This is a genomic window from Pseudomonas sp. B21-021, from assembly GCF_024749205.1.
GTDB lineage: Bacteria > Pseudomonadota > Gammaproteobacteria > Pseudomonadales > Pseudomonadaceae > Aquipseudomonas > Aquipseudomonas paraglycinae.
In genome coordinates, this window is the sequence record NZ_CP087192.1 from 1,223,367 (window position 1) to 1,244,706 (window position 21,340).

Genomic DNA, 21,340 nt, shown 5'->3' on the forward strand with positions numbered 1-21,340 from the left:
CAGCTCAGATGGCTCCGTCTTCGCGCAGCCGGGCGATCTGCTTCTCGTCGTAGCCAAGATCGTGGAGTACCTGCGCATTATGTTCACCGAGCTGCGGTCCGACCCATTCGGACGTGCCGGGTGTATCAGAGAGTTTCGGCACGATGCCCGGCATCTTGAAGGGTTTGCCGTCCGGCAGTTTGGCGTGCAGGAACATTTCCCGGGCCAGGTACTGCGGATCGTTGAACATATCTTCGGCACTGAAGATCCGGCTGGCGGGCACTTCGGCCTGGTTCAGCAGATCCAGCACGGTTTGCAGCGGCAGCGAATTCACCCAGCGGTCGATCACCCCATACAACTCGTCACGACGGCTGTCGCGCCCGTCATTGCTGGCCAGCGCCGGGTCATTGGCCAGATCTTCACGGCCGATGATCAGCATGAAGCGCTTGAAGATCGCATCGCCGTTGGCGCCGATCTGCACGTGTTTGCCGTCGGCGCTGGTGTGGATCGAGGAGGGCGTGATGCCCGGCATGATGTTGCCGGTACGCTCGCGAATGAAGCCGAACACATCGAACTCCGGCACCATGCTTTCCATCATGGCGAAGATCGCTTCGTACAACGCCACATCGACCACTTGGCCGAGACCGCCGTTGACCTCGCGATGACGCAAAGCCATCAACGCACCGATCACGCCCCACAGGGCGGCAATCGAATCGCCGATGGAAATTCCGGTGCGCACCGGTGGCCGGTCTTCGAAACCGGTGATGTAGCGCAGGCCACCCATGGATTCGCCGACCGCGCCGAACCCAGGCTGATCCTTCATCGGACCGGTCTGGCCGAAACCGGACAGGCGCACCATCACCAGTTTCGGGTTCAGTGCGTGCAGGGTTTCCCAGCTCAGGCCCAGTTTTTCCAGGACGCCGGGGCGGAAGTTCTCGATCAGGATGTCGGCTTCGCCCAGCAGTTTTTTCAGGATCGCCAGGCCATCGGGGTGTTTCAGGTTCAGCGTCAGGGACTTTTTGTTGCGTGCCTGGACGAACCACCACAGCGAGGTGCCTTCGTACAACTTGCGCCATTTGCGCAGCGGATCCCCGCCGTCCGGCGACTCGATCTTGATCACTTCGGCGCCGAACTCGCCGCAGATGCGCGAGGCAAACGGCCCGGCAATCAAAGTACCCAATTCAATGACTTTCAGACCGCTGAGCGGTTTGTTGGCGAACGGCATGCGAGATCCTGTAGGACAAGGCTGAGCAGATACAGCGTTTTAACATAGCCGGCTGTCAGTCGCGCAAGGTTGATCGCCATCAATTCGTGGATTGCCTACAGCATCGGTTAGACTTGCCGACTTTCCTCGTATCAAGAAGCCCGTTCATGGCCCAGCCGTCCACTACCTACAAATTCGAACTGAATCTCACCGATCTCGACCGCAGCGTCTACGAGAACGTGAAGCAGACCATCGCCCGTCACCCTTCGGAAACCGAAGAACGCATGACCGTACGCCTGTTGGCCTACGCGCTCTGGTACAACGAGCAACTGTCGTTCGGTCGTGGTCTGTCGGACGTGGATGAACCTGCGCTGTGGGAAAAGAGCCTGGATGACCGTGTCCTGCACTGGATCGAAGTCGGCCAGCCGGACGCGGATCGCCTGACCTGGTGCTCCCGTCGCACGGAACGCACCAGCCTGCTGGCCTACGGCAGCCTGCGTGTCTGGGAAGGCAAGGTGATCCCGGCGATCAAGAACCTGAAGAACGTCAATATTGCCGCTGTTCCTCAGGAAGTGCTGGAAACCCTGGCCAAGGACATGCCTCGCGTCATCAAGTGGGACGTGATGATCAGCGAAGGCACGATCTTCGTCACTGATGATCGTGGCCAGCACGAAGTCCAGCTCACCTGGCTGCAAGGCGAGCGCGGCTAAGTCCGCGTTACTCCCGAAAAATCCCACGTATTCAAGAGAAGCTTCTGTCACCCCATGCGTATCGATCCTCGCCCGTTGCCCGCCACTCTGCCGTTTCTCGGTGAACTGCCACCGCTGCTGACCCGCCTGTATGCGGCGCGGGGCGTGCAGTCCGAGGCGGAGCTGGACAAGAGCCTGGCGCGGCTGATTCCGTTCCAGCAGCTCAAAGGGATCGATGCGGCGGTGGACCTTCTGGTGACGGCGCTGGAGCAGCGTCAGCGGATCCTGATCGTCGGCGACTTCGACGCCGACGGCGCGACGGCCAGCACCGTGGGCGTGCTCGGTTTGCGCTTGTTGGGCGCGGCGCACGTCGATTATCTGGTGCCGAACCGTTTCGAATACGGCTACGGCCTGACCCCGGAAATCGTCGAAGTCGCGATGACCCGCGAGCCGCAACTGTTGATCACCGTCGACAACGGTATTTCCAGCGTGGAAGGTGTGGCGGCTGCGAAACGTCACGGTCTGAAGGTCTTGATCACCGACCACCACTTGCCCGGCGATGAACTGCCGCAAGCCGATGCGCTAGTCAATCCGAACCAGCCCGGCTGCGAGTTCCCGAGCAAGGCGCTGGCCGGGGTCGGGGTGATTTTCTATGTGTTGATGGCGTTGCGCGCACGCCTGCGCAGCCTCGGCTGGTACGAGAGCAAGCCACAACCGAACATCGGCGAACTGCTGGATCTGGTGGCGCTGGGCAGCGTCGCCGACGTGGTGCCGCTGGATGCCAACAACCGGATTCTGGTGCACCAGGGCCTGGAACGAATTCGCGCCGGACGTGCGCGGCCGGGGATCAAGGCGATCCTTGAAGTGGCCAAGCGAGAGGCTTCGCGCATCACGTCTACCGACCTCGGTTTCATCGTCGGCCCGCGCCTGAACGCGGCGGGGCGTCTGGATGACATGAGCCTGGGCATCGAATGCCTGCTGACCCACGACGCTGCGCAGGCCCGGGAAATGGCCGCGCAACTGGACGGCATGAACCAGGATCGCAAATCCATCGAGCAGGGCATGCAGCGTGAGGCGCTGGCTCAGCTCAAGGACTTGCCGGTCGAGTCGATGCCGTTCGGGTTGTGCCTGTTCGATCCGGAATGGCATCAGGGTGTCATCGGTATTCTGGCGTCGCGGATGAAGGAGCGTTATTTCCGCCCGACCATCGCCTTCGCCGATGCCGGTGACGGTTTGCTAAAGGGCTCGGGGCGTTCGGTTCAGGGTTTCCACATCCGTGACGCGCTGAGCGTGGTCGCGGCGCAGCATCCGGATCTGATCAGCAAGTACGGCGGCCACGCGATGGCGGCCGGTCTGACCTTGCCGCAGGAGAATTTTCCATTGTTTGCCGAGGCCTTCGACGCCGAGGTGCGTAGGCAGCTTCGCGAAGAAGACCTGACCGGGCGCCTGCTGTCGGACGGCACGCTGGCAGTCGAGGAATTTCATCTGGAACTGGCCCGGGCCCTGCGTCACGCCGGGCCGTGGGGGCAGCATTTTCCCGAGCCGCTGTTTCACGGTGTGTTCCAGTTGGTCGAGCAGCGGGTGGTTGGCGAGCGGCACCTGAAAGTGGTGCTGAAAACCGAATGCGGTTCGGTGAAACTCGACGGTATCGCCTTCGGGATTGATCGCGATATCTGGCCGAACCCGACGATCAAATGGGTCGAACTGGCCTACAAACTCGATCTCAACGAGTTTCGCGGCAATGAGACCGTGCAGTTGATGATTGCCCACATCGAACCGCGTTAAGGGCTTAGCGCCCCTCTATTAAGGGGCGCAGTAGCCTTCAATTGTCCTGTTTCATTTCTGAACCCTCCCTCATCCCCGGATGTCGACTAGGCTCTAAGCACTGCTTGATTGGCCTTGTGACGTCTTGTCGAATTTTTTGCCCGCGGGGGCGGGTGCTGCACCTTTTTCCTGTCACTCGTCGACTTTTCAAACAGAACCCTGGAGCCTGCCCACTGATTTGAGAGGTGCCCCATGAGTCTGCTGCTTGAACCCTTTACCCTTCGCCAACTGACCCTGTCCAACCGCATCGCCGTGTCGCCCATGTGCCAGTACTCCAGCGTCGATGGCCTGGCCAACGACTGGCATCTGGTGCACCTCGGCAGCCGTGCCGTGGGGGGCGCTGGCCTGGTATTTACCGAAGCCACGGCGATCACGGCCGACGGGCGGATCACCGCCGAAGACCTGGGCCTGTGGAACGACGAACAGATCGCACCGCTGCAACGCATCACCCGTTTCATCAACGCGCAGGGCGCAGTGGCCGGCATTCAACTGGCCCACGCCGGGCGCAAGGCCAGCACCCATCGGCCGTGGATCGGCAAGCATGGCAGCGTCAAACCGGATGACGGCGGCTGGACGCCGGTGGGTCCTTCGCCGATTGCCTTTGACCCCCAACACACTCAACCGAAACAGCTGGATGAGAGCCAGATCGCCCAAGTCATTCAGGATTTCGTGGCCGCAGCCAAACGCGCGCTGACCGCCGGTTTCAGTGTGGTCGAGGTGCATGCGGCGCACGGTTATCTGTTGCACCAGTTTCTGTCGCCACTGAGTAATCAGCGCCGCGATCAATACGGTGGTTCGTTCGAAAATCGCATTCGTCTGGTGCTGCAAGTGACCGAGGCGGTACGCGCGGTGTGGCCGGAAGAACTGCCGGTGTTTGTGCGCCTGTCGGCCACCGATTGGGTTGAAGACGGGTGGAACCCCGATGAAACCGTGGAGCTTGCGCGACGCCTGAAAGCCTTGGGGGCCGACCTGATCGACGTGTCATCGGGCGGCACGGCAGTCAACGCTGAAATCCCCGTGGGGCCGGGTTATCAGACGCGTTTCGCCGAACGGGTGCGCAAGGAGTCAGGCATCGCCACCGGCACCGTGGGAATGATTACCGAGCCGGCCCAGGCCGAGCACATCCTGCGGACCTGTCAGGCCGACATCATCTTCCTCGCCCGCGAGCTGCTGCGTGATCCGTATTGGCCGCTGCATGCCGACGATGACCTGGGCGGACGCAAAGCGGTGTGGCCGGCGCAGTATCAACGTGCGACTCATCGGGATCAGCCGATTCACGAGTCTGATCTGCGGGATTGATTCCGACCGCTCGCAAAGCCTATAAAACCCGCCATTGAACCGGCGGGTTTTTTCTTGCCTGTCGTTTGGAATCGCAAAGGAGTGGATCGCAATGTTGATCGAGCGTGAGCTGGCTGAATCGGACTTGCCTTTGCTGGCGCTGATCGACCGCAGTGAACTGGTCGAGGAGTGTTATCGCGTGGAAAACGGTGAGCTGGTTCTGTATCCGGCGCGTTTCGACATGCGCGGATGGCCCGAAGGGGAAGCGGAGGAAAATGCGCGGGTATTGGAAAAATGCTGGCGCAGCGGCGGGTGGCTACACGGACTATTCAATGGAGAGACGTTGGTGGCGGCGGTGGTTGTGGATAACCGGGTTATTCACAATCAGGGTTTGAAGATGCGGCAATTGAAGTTTTTGCACATCAGCCGTGCCTGGCGCGGGCAGGGATTGGGCGGGCGGTTGTTCGCCTTGGCTTGCAAGCATGGCCGAGAGGTCGGCGCCGGGGCGTTGTACGTGTCGGCCACCGAGTCGCGCAATACCGTGGAGTTCTATCAGCGCCAGGGTTGCCGGTTGTTGGAACAACCGGATCCCGAGCTGTTTGATCTTGAACCCCACGATATCCACTTGTACTGCCCGTTGGCCTGACGGCTCAACGCATCAAGGGTATTTGCGCTTGTCCGGCGCTGGCGGGAAGTACTGGTACAGCCAGGTCTCGCTCAGCGTGCGGTCGTTGGTGCGGATGAACAGTCGTAGCTCAACTGGCTCAACGCTGTCATTGGTCGGGTACCAGTCGAACAGGATCCGGTAGCCCTTGATGTCATCCAGCACCAGCACGCTGAAATCCTGCACCTTGCCGTTGGAGCAGGTCACCACCGGTTCGATCCCGGTGCCCCGCGGCAGGCGATCCAGACCGCCACCCGTGAAGTCCACGGCAAAACGACGGGCCCAGACCGGCGGGTAATGCTCGCCCGGTGCCCAGCCTTCGACGAATCCACCCATGCCCGAACGGGTCGCATGCACCCGCGCCAGCGGCGTGCCGACCGGCGGCAGGGCGCTCCAGTAGAGCTTGTAGCCGTAGTTCAGCGAGTCGCCGGCGGCTACCGGTTTCTTCGGCGTCCAGAACGCAACAATGTTGTCGAGGGTTTCACCGGTTGTAGGAATTTCCAGCAGATCGATAGAGCCTTCGCCCCAGGCGGTTGTAGGTTCTACCCACAGGCTCGGACGCTTGCTGTACCAGTCGACGGTGTCCTGATAGTTGGCGAATTCGTGGTCGGTCTGCACCAGACCGAAACCTTTCGGATCGGTGTCGGCGAAGGCGTTGAATTGCAGGGTCGCCGGGTTGTTCAGCGGGCGGCAGATCCACTCGCCGTTGCCGCGCCACATGGCCAGACGATCCGAGTCATGGATTTGCGGGTGAATGGTGTCGCACATCCGGCGCTCGTGGGTGCCGCAGCTGAACATGCTGGTCATCGGGGCGATGCCCAGTTGTTCGATGGCAGTGCGGGCGTTGATGTGGGCGTCGACTTCCATCACCACGCGCTCGGCCTGGCAATCGATGTCGAAGCGATAGGCGCCGGTCGCGCTCGGCGAGTCGAGCAGGGCGTAGACCACAAAGCGGGTCGCGTTCTGATCCGGAGTTTCGAACCAGAACTTGGTGAAATCAGGGAATTCTTCGCGTTTCTTGGCGTAGGTGTCGACGGCCAGGCCACGGGCGGAGAGGCCATATTGGCCAGTGGCATCCACCGCGCGGAAGTAGCTGGCGCCGAGGAACGACACCACGTCATGCCGATCCAGTTCCGGTGCCTTGAACAGCTTGAAGCCGGCAAAACCCAGGTCGCCCTTGAGCTGCTGGGTGTCGACCGAAGTGTTTTCATAGTTGAACAGCTGAGGGCGGAAATGCACCTCGCGGGCCGTGCGGGTTTTCGGATCGACGCTGTACATGCGCACCGGCTGACGGAAACCCATGCCGACGTGGAAGAACTGCACATCGAGCTGACCCTTGTTCTCCTTCCACAGCGAATGCTCGCCGTCGTAGCGGATCGCGTTGAAGTTCTGCGGGGTCATGGTCGCCAGGGTCGGCGGCAGCACCTGTTTGGTGTCCTGATACGCGCTGCCGGCCAGTTGCTTGGCCTGGCGCTTCAGCGTCTCGAAGTCGAAGGCCTGGGCTTCACCGTCGGCGGCACCGCCAGAGGCGGCCCAGGCGCGTGCGGCGAGCAGGCCGGAAGCGGAAAGGCCGGTGTAAGCCGCAATGGCCATGGACGCTTTGAGCAAATTCCTGCGGTGCATAGATACAACCTGTCGTGGACAATCCCGCGCCGTTCCTGGCACGTACTGGATCAGAAATTACGGTTCGGACAAGCCTTCGGCCAAACGCTACGGACTAGTAACAGATGCCCGCTAGCTTAATCCGTTCGCTGATTTTGCAAAATTCATTGATAGCACCGCGACAGCGTCTCAATGAAACAAGACGTTACGGTTACTTATCCCACAGCCTTTTCTGATTTATAGGGCATATCTGCTTTTTTCGACTAATTACTCTAAAAACAGCTTTTCAGCGCCGATTTAATTTCTATTCTATGGGCATCGCCGGTCACGACCCATCCGACCGGCAGGGCTCAAATCGCTGCTTAAAGGAGCAGGGCGATGCGGTTTTCGAAAATTTCTGACGTACTGGAAAAGGACATCGTCCATGACAAAAGGACAAGGCATCACCGAAATGTTGGGCATCTTTCCCTGCCTCACCAACGTCCGGCGAAGACGCCGGCTCAGTCCTGACGAGCTGAAACTGGTGGAGCGTTACCGGGAGTTGTCGGAAAGCGACCGGATTGCGATGCGGTATCTGGTGGATGCGATGAGGAGTGTTTCGCGGTTTTGAAACAGGAGGTTCACCGTGAAAGCCATTTGGCTTTCACGGTGGCCAGATCAATCAACTTACCCGCGTCAGCATCGGCGATGCCGACATGGATTGCGTCCAGATGCTTGGCGACCGCGCATTGTTTGACGAATTTTTGCAGGTAGTCTTCAGCAAAACCCTCGTCGCTCGGGATGATTTCGAGAATGGGCGGCAGTGCAGGGATGGCGTTGTGCATCTGTTAGGGACTCGGTCAGAAATTGGTCGAGGTAGATGGTGAACATTGAAGGGGCGGGCTCTGGAGTCCGCCCCTTTTTCATTGGGCCAAGTGAGGCCGTCAGCTACATGTACCCGATACCTGATATGGCTGCTGACCGCGCACCAACTCCGGCATATCACGCCATTTCACCCAAGCCTGTTGTTGCCAGTGCAGCAGCGGCACGGTGACGCCCGCCCAATGCATCGAGCTCAGGCTCGGGCAGTTTTCCGCTGTTGCTGAGCTGGTTTCTCGCAAAATGGGAATCACCTCATTGCTCAGCCATTGGCGCAGATTGCGGTTTTCCGGGATGAAATGGTGGACGAGCAGCGCGTACATGCCGGATTCGCTGACCATCGGTGTCTCGACAACTTTGCCGTACTTGCGCAGGCGGACGATGCGGCGTTGGTCGGGGTCGAGTTTCAGGGTGACGCGTGGGTTCAAAGGATGGCCCATCATGCGGCCCAGATCCTGAGTGCAGAACCAGGCTTGGTGACCGAGTAGGAGGGCGTGGAGGAAGCGGTTGTGGCGGGTGAAGACCGTAGGGGTGAAGTGCGTCTGGGTCTCAGGTGAATTTTGCGCGTGCATAGTCAATTTCTACTCCATGTTGAAATGAGAGCCGCCACTAATCCTTCGACAGATTTGGGTGGCGAACCGCGCGGCGTTCGAAGTCGGAACATTCTCGATCAACATGGAAGCCGAGAGGCCCGCGCCACACGGTCCGCCATAACGCGAATCCGAAAGGCAAAAAAGCCTCGGTTTCTATGGAGGACGCAGTTGCGCCATGTTGATGATGTACCGGCTTCGACCCCGGGCCGCTGATTGGGCAGCGACGGGACAAAGCCTATCGGTCAGGCGCTAGCGGCGCCAAGTCTACGCTGTGGACGCGTAGCGTAGGAAATGTGGCTTCTTCTTGAAGCCTGCATCTGTAGGAAATTCCTGTTTTTGTATGGCGGTCAGCCAGACTGCACCTGAAGCGTGATTTTTCCTTTATTTATTTGAATCTCAGGCATCCCCCGGGTGCTCGGCCCTTGGTCTCAGGGCTTAAAGGATTTTTGTGAATAATGGAGAATTCAATGAAGGTGTCCCTCAAACAGATCAACGGCCCATGGGATCAGGGATGGGTGCTGGACAAGCACATGGTAAGTAGTACCTTTCTCGGCAACGATGATCGCGGACACCCCTGTTTCGATAATCAGCGCACAGAGATTGGTGAGGCGACATACCAGCTCAAATACCAGAAAGACTGGAATCAGGTCGGCCCGCTGGCCCAAGCGGTAGCGACAAATGTGTTCCCTATGTTGGATCAAGTAGGGTTTGTGCTGCCCATGCCAGCTTCAAATGTCCGGCAGCGACAACCGGTTACTGAGGTCGCTCTGGAGTTGGGACGAATTGTCGGGCGGCCGGTTTTCTCGGATTTGCTTCGAAAAGCGACTACGGGAAAGTCGCTCAAGGATCTGCACTCCAAAGCAGAAAAGGTTGCTGCGATTGGAAACAGTTTCAGCGTCAATGACGAAATTACGACAGAGGGATGCTGGAATGTTTTGGTCGTAGACGATTTGTTTGACAGCGGAGCGTCGATGGACGCGGCTTGTGCTGTCTTGCGTGAATATCCGAAGGTGGGGAAGATCTACGTAGCGGCGCTAACCTGGAAGTGAATTCAATGACGACTGTATTTATTGCTGGCTCTATCAACATCAAGAACCTTGATCCTAAGGTTAAGGAGCGTATCAGTAATATCGTTGCGTCTGAATTCGAGGTGGTCGTTGGTGATGCGGGTGGCGCCGATACCTCCATTCAGGAATATCTGCTGAGTCTCGAACGATCCAGAACCACTGTGTTCTGTAGCGGTCCAGCGCCGCGGAACAACCTCGGACAGTGGCCCGCCAGAACAGTGGACTCCAAACACTCCAAAGGATCGAGGGCCTTCTTCACCGAGAAAGACGTGGTGATGGCCGAAGCTGCTGACTACGGCTTGATGATATGGGATGCGAAGAGCACCGGTACGCTCAGCAACGTCATAGAACTGCTGTCGAGAAAGAAGAAGTCCCTTGTCTTCGTCAACAAGGAGAAGGAATTCAAAGTGGTGGGAGACGTCAATCAGCTCGAAGAGTTGATTGCATTCATGTCTGACCACGCCAAGCAAAAAGCCAACGAAAAAATCAAACTGTTCGATCGTATTTCCTCACTGAAATACGATCAGTCCGAGCTTTTCTTTTGATGTTTTGCGTCGGCTTTCTTGAACCCCGGCACTCTATCGGTGCCGGGGTCAAACGCTTTTAGCGACTAACTTTCCACGCATCCCCAGCCGGCGCCTTCCCATGGTCATACGGCTTGCCAATCCACATGTAAATCAACCCCAGCCCAATCACGATCGCCGTGCTCAGCACCATCGCGTAGTTGATGTACCACGCTGCATCCGGCGTGCGTGGCCAGGCCATGTTGATGATTGCGCCGACGCCGTACACCAGCGCGCCGATGTTCACCGGCCAGCCCCAGGCGCCGAGGGTGAATTTGCCGCTCGGTTTCCAGCCTTTGCTGCGGGCGTACAGGGCGGCGAGGACGATCATTTGAAACGCGAGGTAGATGCCGATGGCGGCGAAGCTGACGATGGTGGCCACGGCGTCTTGCAGGAAGAAGCCGAGGGCGATGATCAGGCCGGGCAGGACGCCGGACACGAACAGCGCAGCAACTGGCACTTGGGTCGTAGGAGAAATCTTTTTCAGCAGTCGGCTGCCGATGACCATTTCATCTCGAGCGTAGGAATACAGCAGACGACTCGCCGCCGCTTGCAGGCTGATGACGCAGGAGATGAAGGAAATCATTACCACACCCATCACCACTTTCGAACCGACCGGGCCGAACGCGTTGTTGAGGATGGTGGTGACTGGGTCCTTGTCGGTGCCGTTGATCACCGCTTGCATGTCCGGCACGGCGAGGATCAGTGCCAGGCAGGCGAACATCGCCGCGATGCCGCCGATGTAGATGGTCATGCGCATGGCCACCGGGATTTTCTTGCTCGGGTTCGGGGTTTCTTCGGCCACGTCGCCGCAGGCTTCGAAGCCGTAGTAGAGGAACATCCCCGCCAGCGAAGCGGTGAGGAATGCCGGCAGGTAGGAGCCGTCGACGCTGATGTCGAAGGTGTTGAACAGCACGCTGATTGGCTGGTGACGCTCGAAAATCAGCAGGTACACGCCGACGATCACCGCGCCCACCAGTTCGCAGAGGAAGCCGAACATAGCGATCCGCGCCAGCACTTTGGTGCCGCTGAGGTTCACCAGCGTGGCGAACAGCGTCAGCACCAGGGCGATGACGATGTTGGTGTTGTTGCTCGGCTCAAAACCCAGCATAGCCGCGAGGTACGGGCCGGCGCCGACCGCAACAGCGGCGATGGTCACGCACAGGGCGATGGAGTAGATCCAGCCGACCATCCACGCCCATTTCTTGCCCACCAGGCGACGTGCCCAAGGATAAACGCCACCGGAAATCGGGAACTGCGAAACCACTTCGCCGAAGATCAGGCACACCAGCAATTGCCCGCAACCGACCAGCAAATAGGCCCAGAACATCGGTGGCCCGCCGGCGGCCAGGCACAGGCCGAACAGGGTATAAACCCCTACGACCGGTGACAGATAAGTGAAGCCCAGCGCGAAGTTTTCCCACAGGCTCATGCTGCGGTTGAAGTTGGAGGTGTAGCCCAGTTGGCGCAGTTGTTCGGCATCGCTGTCGGCAACGGCGGCTGAGAGATCGGGTGATGCACTCATGTGTGTTTGCTCCGTGAAATCGGCAGATTTCGGATGGCCGAAGCCGTGGCGGTGCTTGGTGAGCGCCGCCCGGATCGGTAGTTATTGTTTTGAATGCCTGGTGATGCGGATGACCGGTTTCTGCCTTGAAGCCGGGGGATGCCTTTAGTGCTTGAACATCACATGCCGAACCGTGGTGTAGTCCTCCAGTCCGTACATGGACATGTCCTTGCCGTAGCCGGACAGTTTCTGACCGCCATGAGGCATTTCGCTGACAAGCATGAAGTGCGTATTCACCCAGGTGCAGCCGTACTGCAACCGAGCGGACAGTCGATGCGCACGTCCTACATCCGCCGTCCACACCGAGGACGCCAGGCCGTAGTCCGAATCGTTGGCCCATTCCAGCGCCTGCGCCTCATCGGTGAACTTGGTCACCGACACCACCGGCCCGAACACTTCGCGGCGGACGATTTCGTCGTCCTGCTGGGCGTCGGCCAGCACGGTCGGCTCGAAGAAGAAACCGTTGCCGTCCACCGCCTTGCCGCCAGTGATCAAGCGAATGTGCGGTTGCGCCACAGCGCGTTCGACAAACCCGGCCACGCGGTCGCGATGCTGGGCGGTGATCAGCGGCCCGAGTTCCGTGGACGGATCATCTTGCAACCCGTACTTGATGCTGCTGACCGCCGCGCCGAGCTTCTCGACGAACTTGTCGTAGATGCCTTGCTGGGCGTAGATCCGGCAGGCGGCGGTGCAGTCCTGGCCGGCGTTGTAGAAACCGAAGGTACGAATGCCTTCGACTGCCGCGTCGATGTCGGCGTCGTCGAAGATGATTACCGGCGCCTTGCCGCCCAGTTCCATGTGCATGCGTTTGACGCTGTCGGCGGTGCTGGAAATGATGTTCGAACCAGTGGCGATGGAGCCGGTCAGCGAGACCATGCGCACTTTCGGATGGGTCACCAGTGGACTGCCTACGCTCGGCCCACGCCCGAACACCAGATTGAGTACACCGGCCGGGAAAATATCTGACGCCAGTTCGGCCAGACGCAATGCGGTCAGCGGGGTTTGTTCCGACGGCTTGAGCACCACGGTATTACCGGCGGCGAGGGCCGGGGCGATTTTCCAGGCGACCATCATCAGCGGGTAGTTCCACGGCGCGATAGAGGCGATTACGCCCACCGGGTCGCGGCGGATCATTGAGGTGTGGCCGGGCAGGTATTCGCCGCCGGCCGAACCGCTCATGCAACGGCTGGCGCCAGCGAAGAAACGGAACACGTCGGCAATCGCCGGGATCTCGTCATTCAGCGCGGCGCTGTAGGGTTTGCCGCAGTTGTCCGATTCCAGTTTCGCCAGCTCTTCGCCATGTGCTTCGATGGCGTCGGCGAGTTTGAGCAGCAGCAGCGAACGGTCTTTTGGCGTGGTCTGCGACCATTCGGCGAAGGCACTGTCGGCGGCGCGCACGGCGGCATCGACCTGGGCCTCGGTGGCCTCGTTGATTTCCACCAGCACTTCGCCACGCGCCGGGTTGAGCACCGGTTGCGCCGGGCCTTCGCCGTTGACCAGTTGGCCGTTGATCAAGAGTTTGGTTTGCATGTTGTTGTCCTCTTCGAAGCAATTGTTATTTTTCTGAAGAAACCGGGTTCCATTGTGGGAGCGGGCTTGCTCGCGAAAGCGGTGGGTCAGCCGACATCAATGCGGAATGTGATGACCTCTTCGCGAGCAAGCCCGCTCCCACATTTCGATCCGGTTTCTTCAGTTATTCGGTTATTTACCGCCGCTGCCTGCGACGCTCTCGCCACCCCGGGTCAGGTAGTAGGCGCCGAGGATCGGCAGCATGGTCACCAGCATCACGAGCATCGCCACGACGTTGGTCACCGGCACGTCCCGTGGGCGGCTCAGTTGATTGAGCAACCACAGCGGCAAGGTGCGTTCATGGCCGGCGGTGAAAGTGGTGACGATGATTTCGTCGAACGACAGCGCAAATGCGAGCATGCCGCCGGCGAGCAACGCCGAGCCGAGGTTCGGCAGGATGATGTAGCGGAAGGTCTGCCAGCCGTCGGCGCCGAGGTCCATCGACGCCTCGATCAGGCTGTGCGAGGTACGGCGCAAACGGGCGATGACGTTGTTGTAGACGATCACCACGCAGAAGGTCGCGTGGCCGACGATGATGGTGAACATCCCCGGCTCGATCCCCAGCGTCTTGAAGGTCGCCAGCAGCGCGATCCCGGTGATGATCCCCGGCAGTGCGATGGGCAGGATCAGCATCAGCGAAATGCCCTGTTTGCCGAAGAAGTCCCGGCGGTACAGCGCCGCCGAAGCGAGGGTGCCGAGCACCATCGCAATCAACGTGGCGATGGCCGCAATCTGCAACGACAGCTTGATCGCTTCCAGCACATCCGGCCGGGAAAACGCCACGCTGAACCAGTGCAGCGTGAAGCCTTTCGGTGGAAAGCTGAACGCCGCGTCTTCGGTGTTGAAGGCGTAGAGGAAGATGATCAGGATCGGGAAGTGCAGAAACACCAGCCCGCCCCAGGCTGCGATGCGCAGACCGATAGAAGCACGCCCTTGTGATGAAGAGTCAGAGTGCATCGAAGGCCCCCAGTCGTTTGACGATGGACAGGTAGATGGCGATCAGCACGATCGGCACCAGCGTGAACGCCGCAGCCATGGGCATGTTGCCGATCGCACCCTGTTGCGCGTAAACCATGCTGCCGACGAAGTAGCCCGGCGGGCCCACCAGTTGCGGCACGATGAAGTCGCCCAACGTCAGCGAGAACGTGAAGATCGAACCGGCCGCAATCCCCGGCACCGACAGCGGCAGAATCACCTGCATGAAGGTCTGGCGCGGCTTGGCCCCGAGGTCGGCGGAGGCTTGCAGCAACGACGGCGGAAGGCGTTCCAGCGAGGCCTGGATCGGCAGGATCATGAACGGCAGCCAGATGTAGACGAACACCATGAACCGCCCCAGATGCGAGGTCGACAAGGTGCTGCCGCCGACCCCGGGAATCCCCAGAATGAACTGCAGAACCGGCTCCAGCCCCAGGTGCTGAACGAACCACTGCGCCACGCCGCCCTTGGCCAGCAGCAGCGTCCAGGCGTAGGCCTTGACGATGTAACTGGCCCACATCGGCATCATCACCGCGATGTAGAAAAACGCCTTGGTCTTGCCGGTGGTGTAGCGCGCCATGTAGTAGGCAATCGGGAACGCGACGATGGCGCTGGCGATCGACACCACGACGGCCATGCTCAGGGTGCGCAGGATGATGTCGAAATTCGACGGCTGAAACAGCGCGGCGAAATTGGCCAGGGTCAGGTCCGGGGTGACTGCCATCGTGAAATCGTCGAAGGTGTAGAAACCTTGCCACAGCAACATCAACAGCGAGCCGAGATAGATCGCGCCGAACCACAGCAGCGGCGGTATCAGCAGCATCGACAGATACAGGTTCGGCTTGCGATAGAGCAGGTTGGAAAACCTGCGCAACGGCGCCGATTGAGGGAGGGCGAGGGCGGTCATGTCACACCCCGCTCGCAACGGTGTCGTGCAGCGGAATCATCGCTTCCCGCGCCCAGCGCGCACTGATGCGCTGACCGGTCTGGTGCTGCGCGCTGCTGTCGATCCACTGATTATTGGCCTGGCTGATGCTCAGGGTCTGGCCGTTTTCCAGGGTCAGTTCATAGCGGGTGGCGCTGCCTTGATACTGGATATCATGCAGCAGGCCGGTGACTTCGATCTCATGGCTGGCCAGCGGGCCTTCGGCGAAACGCACGTGTTCAGGGCGGATCGAAAACGGCTGCGGATGGCCGCTGAGCTGACGCGCCAGATCGCCGCGAATCACGTTCGAAGTGCCGACGAATTCAGCGACAAACGTGGTGGTGGGTTTCATGTACAGATTGCGCGGGGTGTCGACCTGTTCGATGCGGCCCTTGTTGAACACGGCCACGCGGTCGGACATCGAAAGCGCTTCGGTCTGGTCGTGGGTGACGAAGATGAAGGTGATGCCGAGCTGGCGTTGCAGCTTCTTCAGTTCGCTCTGCATCTGTTCGCGCAGCTTCAGGTCGAGGGCGCCCAGCGGCTCGTCGAGCAACAGCACACGCGGACGATTGACCAGGGCGCGGGCGAGGGCGACACGTTGGCGCTGACCGCCGGACAACTGCACCGGTTTGCGGGCGCCGTAGCCACCGAGGGCGACCATGTCCAACGCTTCTTCGGCGCGTTTGTGGCGCTCGGTTTTGCTTACGCCTTTGACCTTCAGGCCGTAGGCAACGTTGTCCAGCACGTTCATGTGCGGGAACAGCGCGTAATCCTGAAACACCGTGTTTACGTCGCGTTGATAGGGCGGCAGACCGGCGGCTTCGGCGCCGTGAATGCGGATCGAGCCAGCGCTCGGTTGCTCGAACCCGGCGATCAGGCGCAGACACGTGGTCTTGCCCGAACCGGAAGGGCCGAGCATGGAAAAGAACTCGCCGTCCTGGATGTCGATGGAAACCCGGTCAACGGCTTTCACTTCGCCGAACTGCCGGGAAACGTTGGTGAACTGGACTGCAAGCGTCATGGTGCGGTGCTCCGAAAAGGCGAGGGTCGTCGCAGCGGCCCTGCCTGGACTTCTGAAAAACAGTATTCGAATTGATCGTTCCCACGCTCTGCGTGGGAATGCAGCCCGTGACGCTCTGCGTCAGCTCATGCGAATGGACGCGGAGCGTCCGGTGATGCATTCCCACGCGGACGGTTCGACGCCTCGACGTGGGAACGATCGGGCTAGAGCGGCGTGTCAGCGACCGCCCATAATCGCAATGTAGTCCTGCGTCCACCGGCTATAAGGCACAAACTTCCCACCCTCAGCCTGCGGTGTTTTCCAGAAGGCGATCTTGTCGAACTGATCGAACCCGTTGGTCTTGCAGCCTTCAGCGCCGAGCAATTCACTGCCCTGACACGCCGCCGGAACCGCCGGCAACGAGCCAAACCACGCCGCCACATCACCCTGGACTTTCGGCTGCAGCGACCAGTCCATCCACTTGTACGCGCAGTTCGGGTGCTTGGCCTCGGCGTGCAGCATGGTGGTGTCGGCCCAACCGGTGGCGCCTTCTTTCGGTACGGTCGACGCGATCGGCTGTTTCTCGTTGATCAGGCCGTTTACCTGATACGGCCAGGCGCTGGACGCGACCACGCCTTCGTTCTTGAAGTCGCTCATCTGCACCGTGGTGTCGTGCCAGTAGCGGTGAATCAGCTTCTGCTGGGCGCGCAACAGTTCCAGCACAGCCTTGTACTGATCTTCAGTGAGTTGATACGGATCCTTGATCCCCAGCTCAGGCTTGGTGGATTTCAGGTACAGCGCCGCGTCGGCGATGTAGATCGGGCCGTCGTAGGCTTGCACGCGGCCCTTGTTCGGCTTGCCGTCAGGCAGGTTCTGCGCGTCGAACACCACGTTCCAGCTGGTCGGCGCAGTCTTGAACACGTTGGTGTTGTACATCAGCACATTCGGGCCCCACTGGTACGGGGTGCCGTAGGTCTGATTGCTGACCACGTACCACGGCGCGTCTTTCAGGCGCGGGTCGAGAGATTTCCAGTTCGGGATCAACGCGGTGTTGATCGGCTGCACACGCTTGCCGACGATCAACCGCAACGAGGCATCGCCCGACGCTGTCACCAGGTCGTAACCGCCCTTGGCCATCAGACTGACCATTTCGTCAGAGGTGGCGGCAGTTTTCACATTGACCTTGCAGCCGGTTTCCTTCTCGAAACCGGTCACCCAGTCGTAGGCCTTGTCGCTTTCACCGCGTTCGATGTAGCCGGGCCAGGCGACGATATCCAGCTGGCCTTCGCCGGCGCCGACGGCTTTCAGCGGCTCGGCGGCCTGCAGGCTGGCGCTGGCCAGCAGGGCCGTGGTGATTGCACTGAGCAGTGCGGTCTTGTGCACGAACATGGTGAACCCTCTTCTTCAAATTATGGTCGGGGCAGTTGTGAACGCGGTGAAGCATGCCGTGGTCGGCTTGTTATTAGCGTAGTCAGAGATGCTGGCCGTGGCGGGCCATGATGTGCCGCACCACGCTGTAGTCCTGTAGCGAATCGCTGGATAAGTCTTTGCCGTAACCGGAGCGTTTCAGCCCGCCGTGGGGCATTTCGCTGACCAGCATGAAATGGCTGTTGATCCAGGTGCAGCCGTATTGCAGGCGCGCGGCGACTTGCATCGCCTTGTCCAGGTTCTGCGTCCACACCGACGAGGCGAGGCCGTATTCCGAGTCGTTGGCCCAGTCCACCGCTTGCGCCAGTTCATCGAAGCGGGTCACGGTCACCACCGGGCCGAACACTTCGCGCTGGACGATTTCATCGCTCTGTTTGCAACCGGCCAGCAGGGTTGGCTGATAGAAGAACCCGGCACCGGAATGCACGGCCGCACCGGTCACTCGTTCGATGTGCGGCTGACCGAGGGCGCGCTCGACGAAACTGGCCACGCGGTCGCGCTGGCGGGTACTGATCAGCGGGCCGATTTCGTTATCCGCATCGCGTTTGCCGGCGAAGCGCAGGCTGCTGACCGCCGCACCGAGTTCGGCCACCAACTTGTCGTGAATCCCCGCCTGGGCGTAGATCCGGCAAGCCGCCGTGCAGTCCTGCCCGGCGTTGTAATAGCCATAAGTGCGCACGCCCTCGACCACGGCTTTAATGTCGGCGTCGTTGCACACGATCACCGGGGCCTTGCCGCCGAGTTCGAGGTGGGTGCGCTTGAGGGTTTTGGCGGCGGCCTGGAGGATTTTCTGGCCGGTGACGATATCGCCGGTCAGCGACACCATGCGCACTTTCGGATGGCCAACCAGGTGACTGCCGACGCCTTCGCCGCCACCGCAGACAATGTTGATCACCCCGCGCGGCAAGATTTCGGCCAGCGCTGGCGCCAGCGCCAGAATCGACAGCGGCGTGTGCTCGGACGGCTTGAACACCAGTGTATTGCCGGCGGCGAGGGCCGGGGCGATCTTCCACGCGGCCATCATGATCGGGTAGTTCCACGGCGCAATTGAGGCGACGACGCCAATCGGGTCGCGGCGCACCATGCTCGTGTAGCCCGGCACGTATTCGCCGCTGAGCTGGCCGGTCTGGCAGCGCACGGCGCCGGCGAAGAAGCGGAATACATCGACGGTGGCGGTCAAATCGTCCTGACGCGCCAGGTGCAGCGGCTTGCCGCAGTTCAGGGCTTCGAGGCGGGCGAGGTGGTCGGCGTGTTTTTCGATGGCGTTGGCGATTTCCAGCAGCAGGTTCGAGCGTTGTTGCGGGGTGGTGCGCGACCACTCGGCAAAGGCGCGGTGGGCGGCGAGGATGGCGGCTTCGACTTGCTCGGTGCTGGCTTCGGCGATCTGGGTCAGGACTTCGCCGGTGGCCGGGTTGAGGATCGGCTCGACAAAACCCTGACCGGCGACCAGTTCGCCGTCGATCAGCAACGCGGTGTGCATGTGGGTCTGCGCGCCAGCCATTTTCCGTGATCTCTTTTCTTGTATGGCCATGTTGCTCCCTGTTCCGGGAGCCGACCGTCTTATAGATGCAGCAAGACTAGTGCGCGGCTCCGGGGTCGACAAATTCTAAATACTGAAGGTGGCATTCGATTAAATAGATGGCTTGCGTCCGCCGTGCGGCTGTTCGCGAGCAACGGTCAGGAAGGGATCGACCAGCGCGGGGCGGGCGGTGCCGCGACGCCAGGCCAGGCCGACGTCGAGGGTCTGGTTGAGGTCGGCAATCGGCCGGGCTTCGATGATGTCGCCTTCCAATGACCATGGGCGGTAGGTCATGTCGGGTTGGATCGAGACGCCGAGACCCGCCGCTACCAGGCTTCGCACTGCCTCGGTGGACGCGGTTCTTAGGGTGATCTTCGGTTGCAGTCCCGCGCCGCGCCACAGGCGTTGGGCGTTGCGATCCATCTCGTCGACGTTCAGTTGAATCAGCGGCTCCCGGGCGACATCGGCGAGGTTGATGCTGTCGTGTTCCAGCAGCGGATGTTGGGCCGGCAACCACAGCCGGTGCGGCGAGTGGGTCAGCACTTCGGTCTGCAGGGCGTGGCGGTCTTCGAGGTTGGAGAGGATCAGCACACCGACATCGATCTCGCCGCTGACCAGCAGATGCTCGATGTACGGCCGTTCATCCTCCATCACGCGGATCTCGACATTGGGGTAGGCGCGCTGGAAACGGGTGAGCAAATCCGCCAGGTAATAACCGGCCACCAGACTGGTCACCCCGACGATCAACTGCCCGGCGACCTGATCGGTGCTCTGTTGCAGGCTGCGTTTGGCGTTGTCCACGGTCGCCAGAATCAGGTGCGCCTGGCGCAGGAACTGGTGTCCCTGATGGGTAAGCGTCATGCCCTTGGCGTGGCGATTGAACAGGCTGACGCCGATTTCTTCCTCCAGTTGCTGGATAGCCAGGGTCAGGGTCGATTGGGAAATGAACGCGGTTTGCGCGGCGGCGGAGATCGAGCCGGTCTCGGCCACGGCGATGAAATGGCGGATCTGACGCAAGGTCATCATGGAAGGATTACCCGGTGGGCGGTTTTTATAGATTGCCTCGAGTGTATATCTATTTTTACGAAGGGCTGCTGTGGTTCAGGCAACATCTGGAAGCACACTTGCGCCCAAGTGACGGGCACTTTCGAACTAGGCTGAAGGCCTTATTGATCCGGATAACCCCTGTTTGGAGACGGAACATGAACACCCGTGGATTGCTCGATCAACTCCTCAAGTCCGGCCAGGATCTGCTGCAGAACAAGGCGGGCGGGGCGCAGAACAAACCGGCGGCCGGTGGTCTGGGCGGCTTGCTGGGCGGATCTTCCAGTAATGGCGCACTCGGTGGTTTGCTGTCAGGCGCAGGCGGCGGTGCTTTGGCGGCCGGCGCCATGGGCCTGCTGCTGGGCAGCAAAAAGGCCCGCAAGGTTGGCGGTAAAGTCGCCCTCTACGGTGGCCTCGCCGCACTGGGCGTGATCGCCTACAAAGCCTACGGCAACTGGAACGCCCAGAAAGGCACCGCCCCACAAAGCGAGCCGCAAACCCTTGATCGCCTGCCACCCGCCCAGGTCGAACAACACAGCCAGGCCATCCTCAAGGCCCTGGTCGCCGCCGCCAAGGCCGACGGCCACATCGACGACCGCGAACGCCAATTGATCGAAGGCGAATTCACCAGACTCGACAACGATCAGGAGCTCAAACACTGGCTCCACGCCGAACTCAACAAACCCCTCGACCCCACCGACGTCGCCCGCGCGGCGAGCACGCCGGAAATGGCCGCCGAAATGTACGTGGCGAGCGTGATGATGGTGGATGAGGAAAACTTCATGGAGAAGAGCTATCTGGATGAACTGGCGCGGCAGTTGAAGCTGGAGCCGGGGTTGAAGGTGGAGCTGGAGAAGCAGGTCCGTGTAGCTACCCAGTGAAGCCGCTGTCAGCGATATCAGAACCCGCGATCCCGCACAGGATGGCGGGTTCTTTCGTTGCGGCAGTTGAAATGGCCAATCCATCGCCCCTTTTTGCCATTGCGTCACTGGCAC

General features: G+C 60.4%; 20 protein-coding genes. 8 read left to right on the forward strand and 12 right to left on the reverse strand.

The annotated features are described in order from the left end of the window. Window positions 1-4: 4 nt before the first annotated feature. Window positions 5-1,204: a CaiB/BaiF CoA-transferase family protein gene (locus LOY31_RS05300; protein ID WP_085609149.1), complete on the reverse strand. Its 1,200-nt coding sequence runs from the start codon at window positions 1,202-1,204 to the stop codon at window positions 5-7. A 146-nt stretch (window positions 1,205-1,350) separates the two neighbouring features. On the opposite strand from LOY31_RS05300, the gene LOY31_RS05305 reads away from it, so the two are divergent. The 4 genes from LOY31_RS05305 to LOY31_RS05320 all read left to right on the forward strand — a co-directional run bounded on the left by LOY31_RS05305 (window position 1,351) and on the right by LOY31_RS05320 (window position 5,620). Then, entirely contained in the window at window positions 1,351-1,893 is a 543-nt protein-coding gene (locus LOY31_RS05305) for a YaeQ family protein (protein ID WP_011332624.1), read from the forward strand. Between the two features lie 54 nt (window positions 1,894-1,947). Further along, the gene (gene recJ / locus LOY31_RS05310) at window positions 1,948-3,657 is read left to right on the forward strand and encodes a single-stranded-DNA-specific exonuclease RecJ (protein WP_221532939.1); all 1,710 of its coding nucleotides are present in this window, start codon (window positions 1,948-1,950) and stop codon (window positions 3,655-3,657) included. A 231-nt stretch (window positions 3,658-3,888) separates the two neighbouring features. Then, window positions 3,889-4,995, forward strand: coding sequence for an NADH:flavin oxidoreductase/NADH oxidase (locus tag LOY31_RS05315; protein WP_085609151.1), 1,107 nt, complete (start codon window positions 3,889-3,891; stop codon window positions 4,993-4,995). 91 nt (window positions 4,996-5,086) lie between these two features. Continuing rightward, window positions 5,087-5,620 carry a GNAT family N-acetyltransferase gene (locus LOY31_RS05320; RefSeq protein ID WP_221532938.1) on the forward strand — a complete coding sequence of 178 codons (534 nt, stop codon included), beginning with the start codon at window positions 5,087-5,089 and terminating at the stop codon, window positions 5,618-5,620. Window positions 5,621-5,632: 12 nt separating this feature from the next. Here LOY31_RS05320 and LOY31_RS05325 read toward each other — a convergent pair whose 3' ends face one another. Next, on the reverse strand, window positions 5,633-7,261 hold the full coding sequence (locus tag LOY31_RS05325) for a glucan biosynthesis protein D (RefSeq protein ID WP_221532937.1): 1,629 nt from the start codon (window positions 7,259-7,261) through the stop codon (window positions 5,633-5,635). Window positions 7,262-7,664: 403 nt separating this feature from the next. On the opposite strand from LOY31_RS05325, the gene LOY31_RS05330 reads away from it, so the two are divergent. Continuing rightward, the gene (locus LOY31_RS05330; RefSeq protein ID WP_007954656.1) at window positions 7,665-7,850 is read left to right on the forward strand and encodes a hypothetical protein; all 186 of its coding nucleotides are present in this window, start codon (window positions 7,665-7,667) and stop codon (window positions 7,848-7,850) included. A gap of 10 nt (window positions 7,851-7,860) precedes the next feature. Here LOY31_RS05330 and LOY31_RS05335 read toward each other — a convergent pair whose 3' ends face one another. Both LOY31_RS05335 and LOY31_RS05340 read right to left on the reverse strand, forming a co-directional pair. After that, complete coding sequence (locus LOY31_RS05335; protein ID WP_085609154.1) at window positions 7,861-8,064, reverse strand: hypothetical protein; 204 nt, start codon at window positions 8,062-8,064, stop codon at window positions 7,861-7,863. A gap of 99 nt (window positions 8,065-8,163) precedes the next feature. Beyond that, a complete protein-coding gene (locus LOY31_RS05340) occupies window positions 8,164-8,670 on the reverse strand; it encodes a Bro-N domain-containing protein (RefSeq protein ID WP_221532948.1) in 507 nt (168 codons plus the stop codon). Between the two features lie 488 nt (window positions 8,671-9,158). Here LOY31_RS05340 and LOY31_RS05345 point away from each other — a divergent pair, with 488 nt between their 5' ends. Together LOY31_RS05345 and LOY31_RS05350 are read left to right on the forward strand one after the other, a co-directional pair. Next, window positions 9,159-9,740, forward strand: a complete 582-nt coding sequence (locus LOY31_RS05345) for a ComF family protein (RefSeq protein WP_221532936.1) — start codon at window positions 9,159-9,161, stop codon at window positions 9,738-9,740. 5 nt (window positions 9,741-9,745) lie between these two features. Next, window positions 9,746-10,303 carry a hypothetical protein gene (locus tag LOY31_RS05350; protein WP_085609157.1) on the forward strand — a complete coding sequence of 186 codons (558 nt, stop codon included), beginning with the start codon at window positions 9,746-9,748 and terminating at the stop codon, window positions 10,301-10,303. A 58-nt stretch (window positions 10,304-10,361) separates the two neighbouring features. Here the strand turns inward: LOY31_RS05350 and LOY31_RS05355 are convergent, their stop codons facing one another. From LOY31_RS05355 to LOY31_RS05390, 8 genes are all read right to left on the reverse strand, one after another. Then, the gene (locus tag LOY31_RS05355; protein WP_085609158.1) at window positions 10,362-11,846 is read right to left on the reverse strand and encodes an APC family permease; all 1,485 of its coding nucleotides are present in this window, start codon (window positions 11,844-11,846) and stop codon (window positions 10,362-10,364) included. A gap of 144 nt (window positions 11,847-11,990) precedes the next feature. After that, complete coding sequence (locus LOY31_RS05360; RefSeq protein ID WP_007954662.1) at window positions 11,991-13,415, reverse strand: gamma-aminobutyraldehyde dehydrogenase; 1,425 nt, start codon at window positions 13,413-13,415, stop codon at window positions 11,991-11,993. Window positions 13,416-13,586: 171 nt separating this feature from the next. After that, on the reverse strand, window positions 13,587-14,411 hold the full coding sequence (locus LOY31_RS05365; RefSeq protein ID WP_085609159.1) for an ABC transporter permease: 825 nt from the start codon (window positions 14,409-14,411) through the stop codon (window positions 13,587-13,589). Then, window positions 14,401-15,336 carry an ABC transporter permease gene (locus LOY31_RS05370; RefSeq protein WP_127797030.1) on the reverse strand — a complete coding sequence of 312 codons (936 nt, stop codon included), beginning with the start codon at window positions 15,334-15,336 and terminating at the stop codon, window positions 14,401-14,403. Before LOY31_RS05370 ends, LOY31_RS05365 begins: the two co-directional genes overlap by 11 nt. 1 nt (window position 15,337) lies before the next feature. Then, window positions 15,338-16,375: an ABC transporter ATP-binding protein gene (locus LOY31_RS05375; protein ID WP_221532935.1), complete on the reverse strand. Its 1,038-nt coding sequence runs from the start codon at window positions 16,373-16,375 to the stop codon at window positions 15,338-15,340. A 216-nt stretch (window positions 16,376-16,591) separates the two neighbouring features. Further along, complete coding sequence (gene ydcS, locus LOY31_RS05380) at window positions 16,592-17,743, reverse strand: putative ABC transporter substrate-binding protein YdcS (protein WP_221532934.1); 1,152 nt, start codon at window positions 17,741-17,743, stop codon at window positions 16,592-16,594. A gap of 82 nt (window positions 17,744-17,825) precedes the next feature. Continuing rightward, complete coding sequence (locus LOY31_RS05385) at window positions 17,826-19,313, reverse strand: gamma-aminobutyraldehyde dehydrogenase (protein WP_258712942.1); 1,488 nt, start codon at window positions 19,311-19,313, stop codon at window positions 17,826-17,828. A 99-nt stretch (window positions 19,314-19,412) separates the two neighbouring features. Then, entirely contained in the window at window positions 19,413-20,327 is a 915-nt protein-coding gene (locus LOY31_RS05390; RefSeq protein ID WP_007954670.1) for a LysR family transcriptional regulator, read from the reverse strand. A 176-nt stretch (window positions 20,328-20,503) separates the two neighbouring features. On the opposite strand from LOY31_RS05390, the gene LOY31_RS05395 reads away from it, so the two are divergent. Continuing rightward, the gene (locus LOY31_RS05395; protein WP_085609164.1) at window positions 20,504-21,226 is read left to right on the forward strand and encodes a tellurite resistance TerB family protein; all 723 of its coding nucleotides are present in this window, start codon (window positions 20,504-20,506) and stop codon (window positions 21,224-21,226) included. Window positions 21,227-21,340 lie beyond the last annotated feature (114 nt).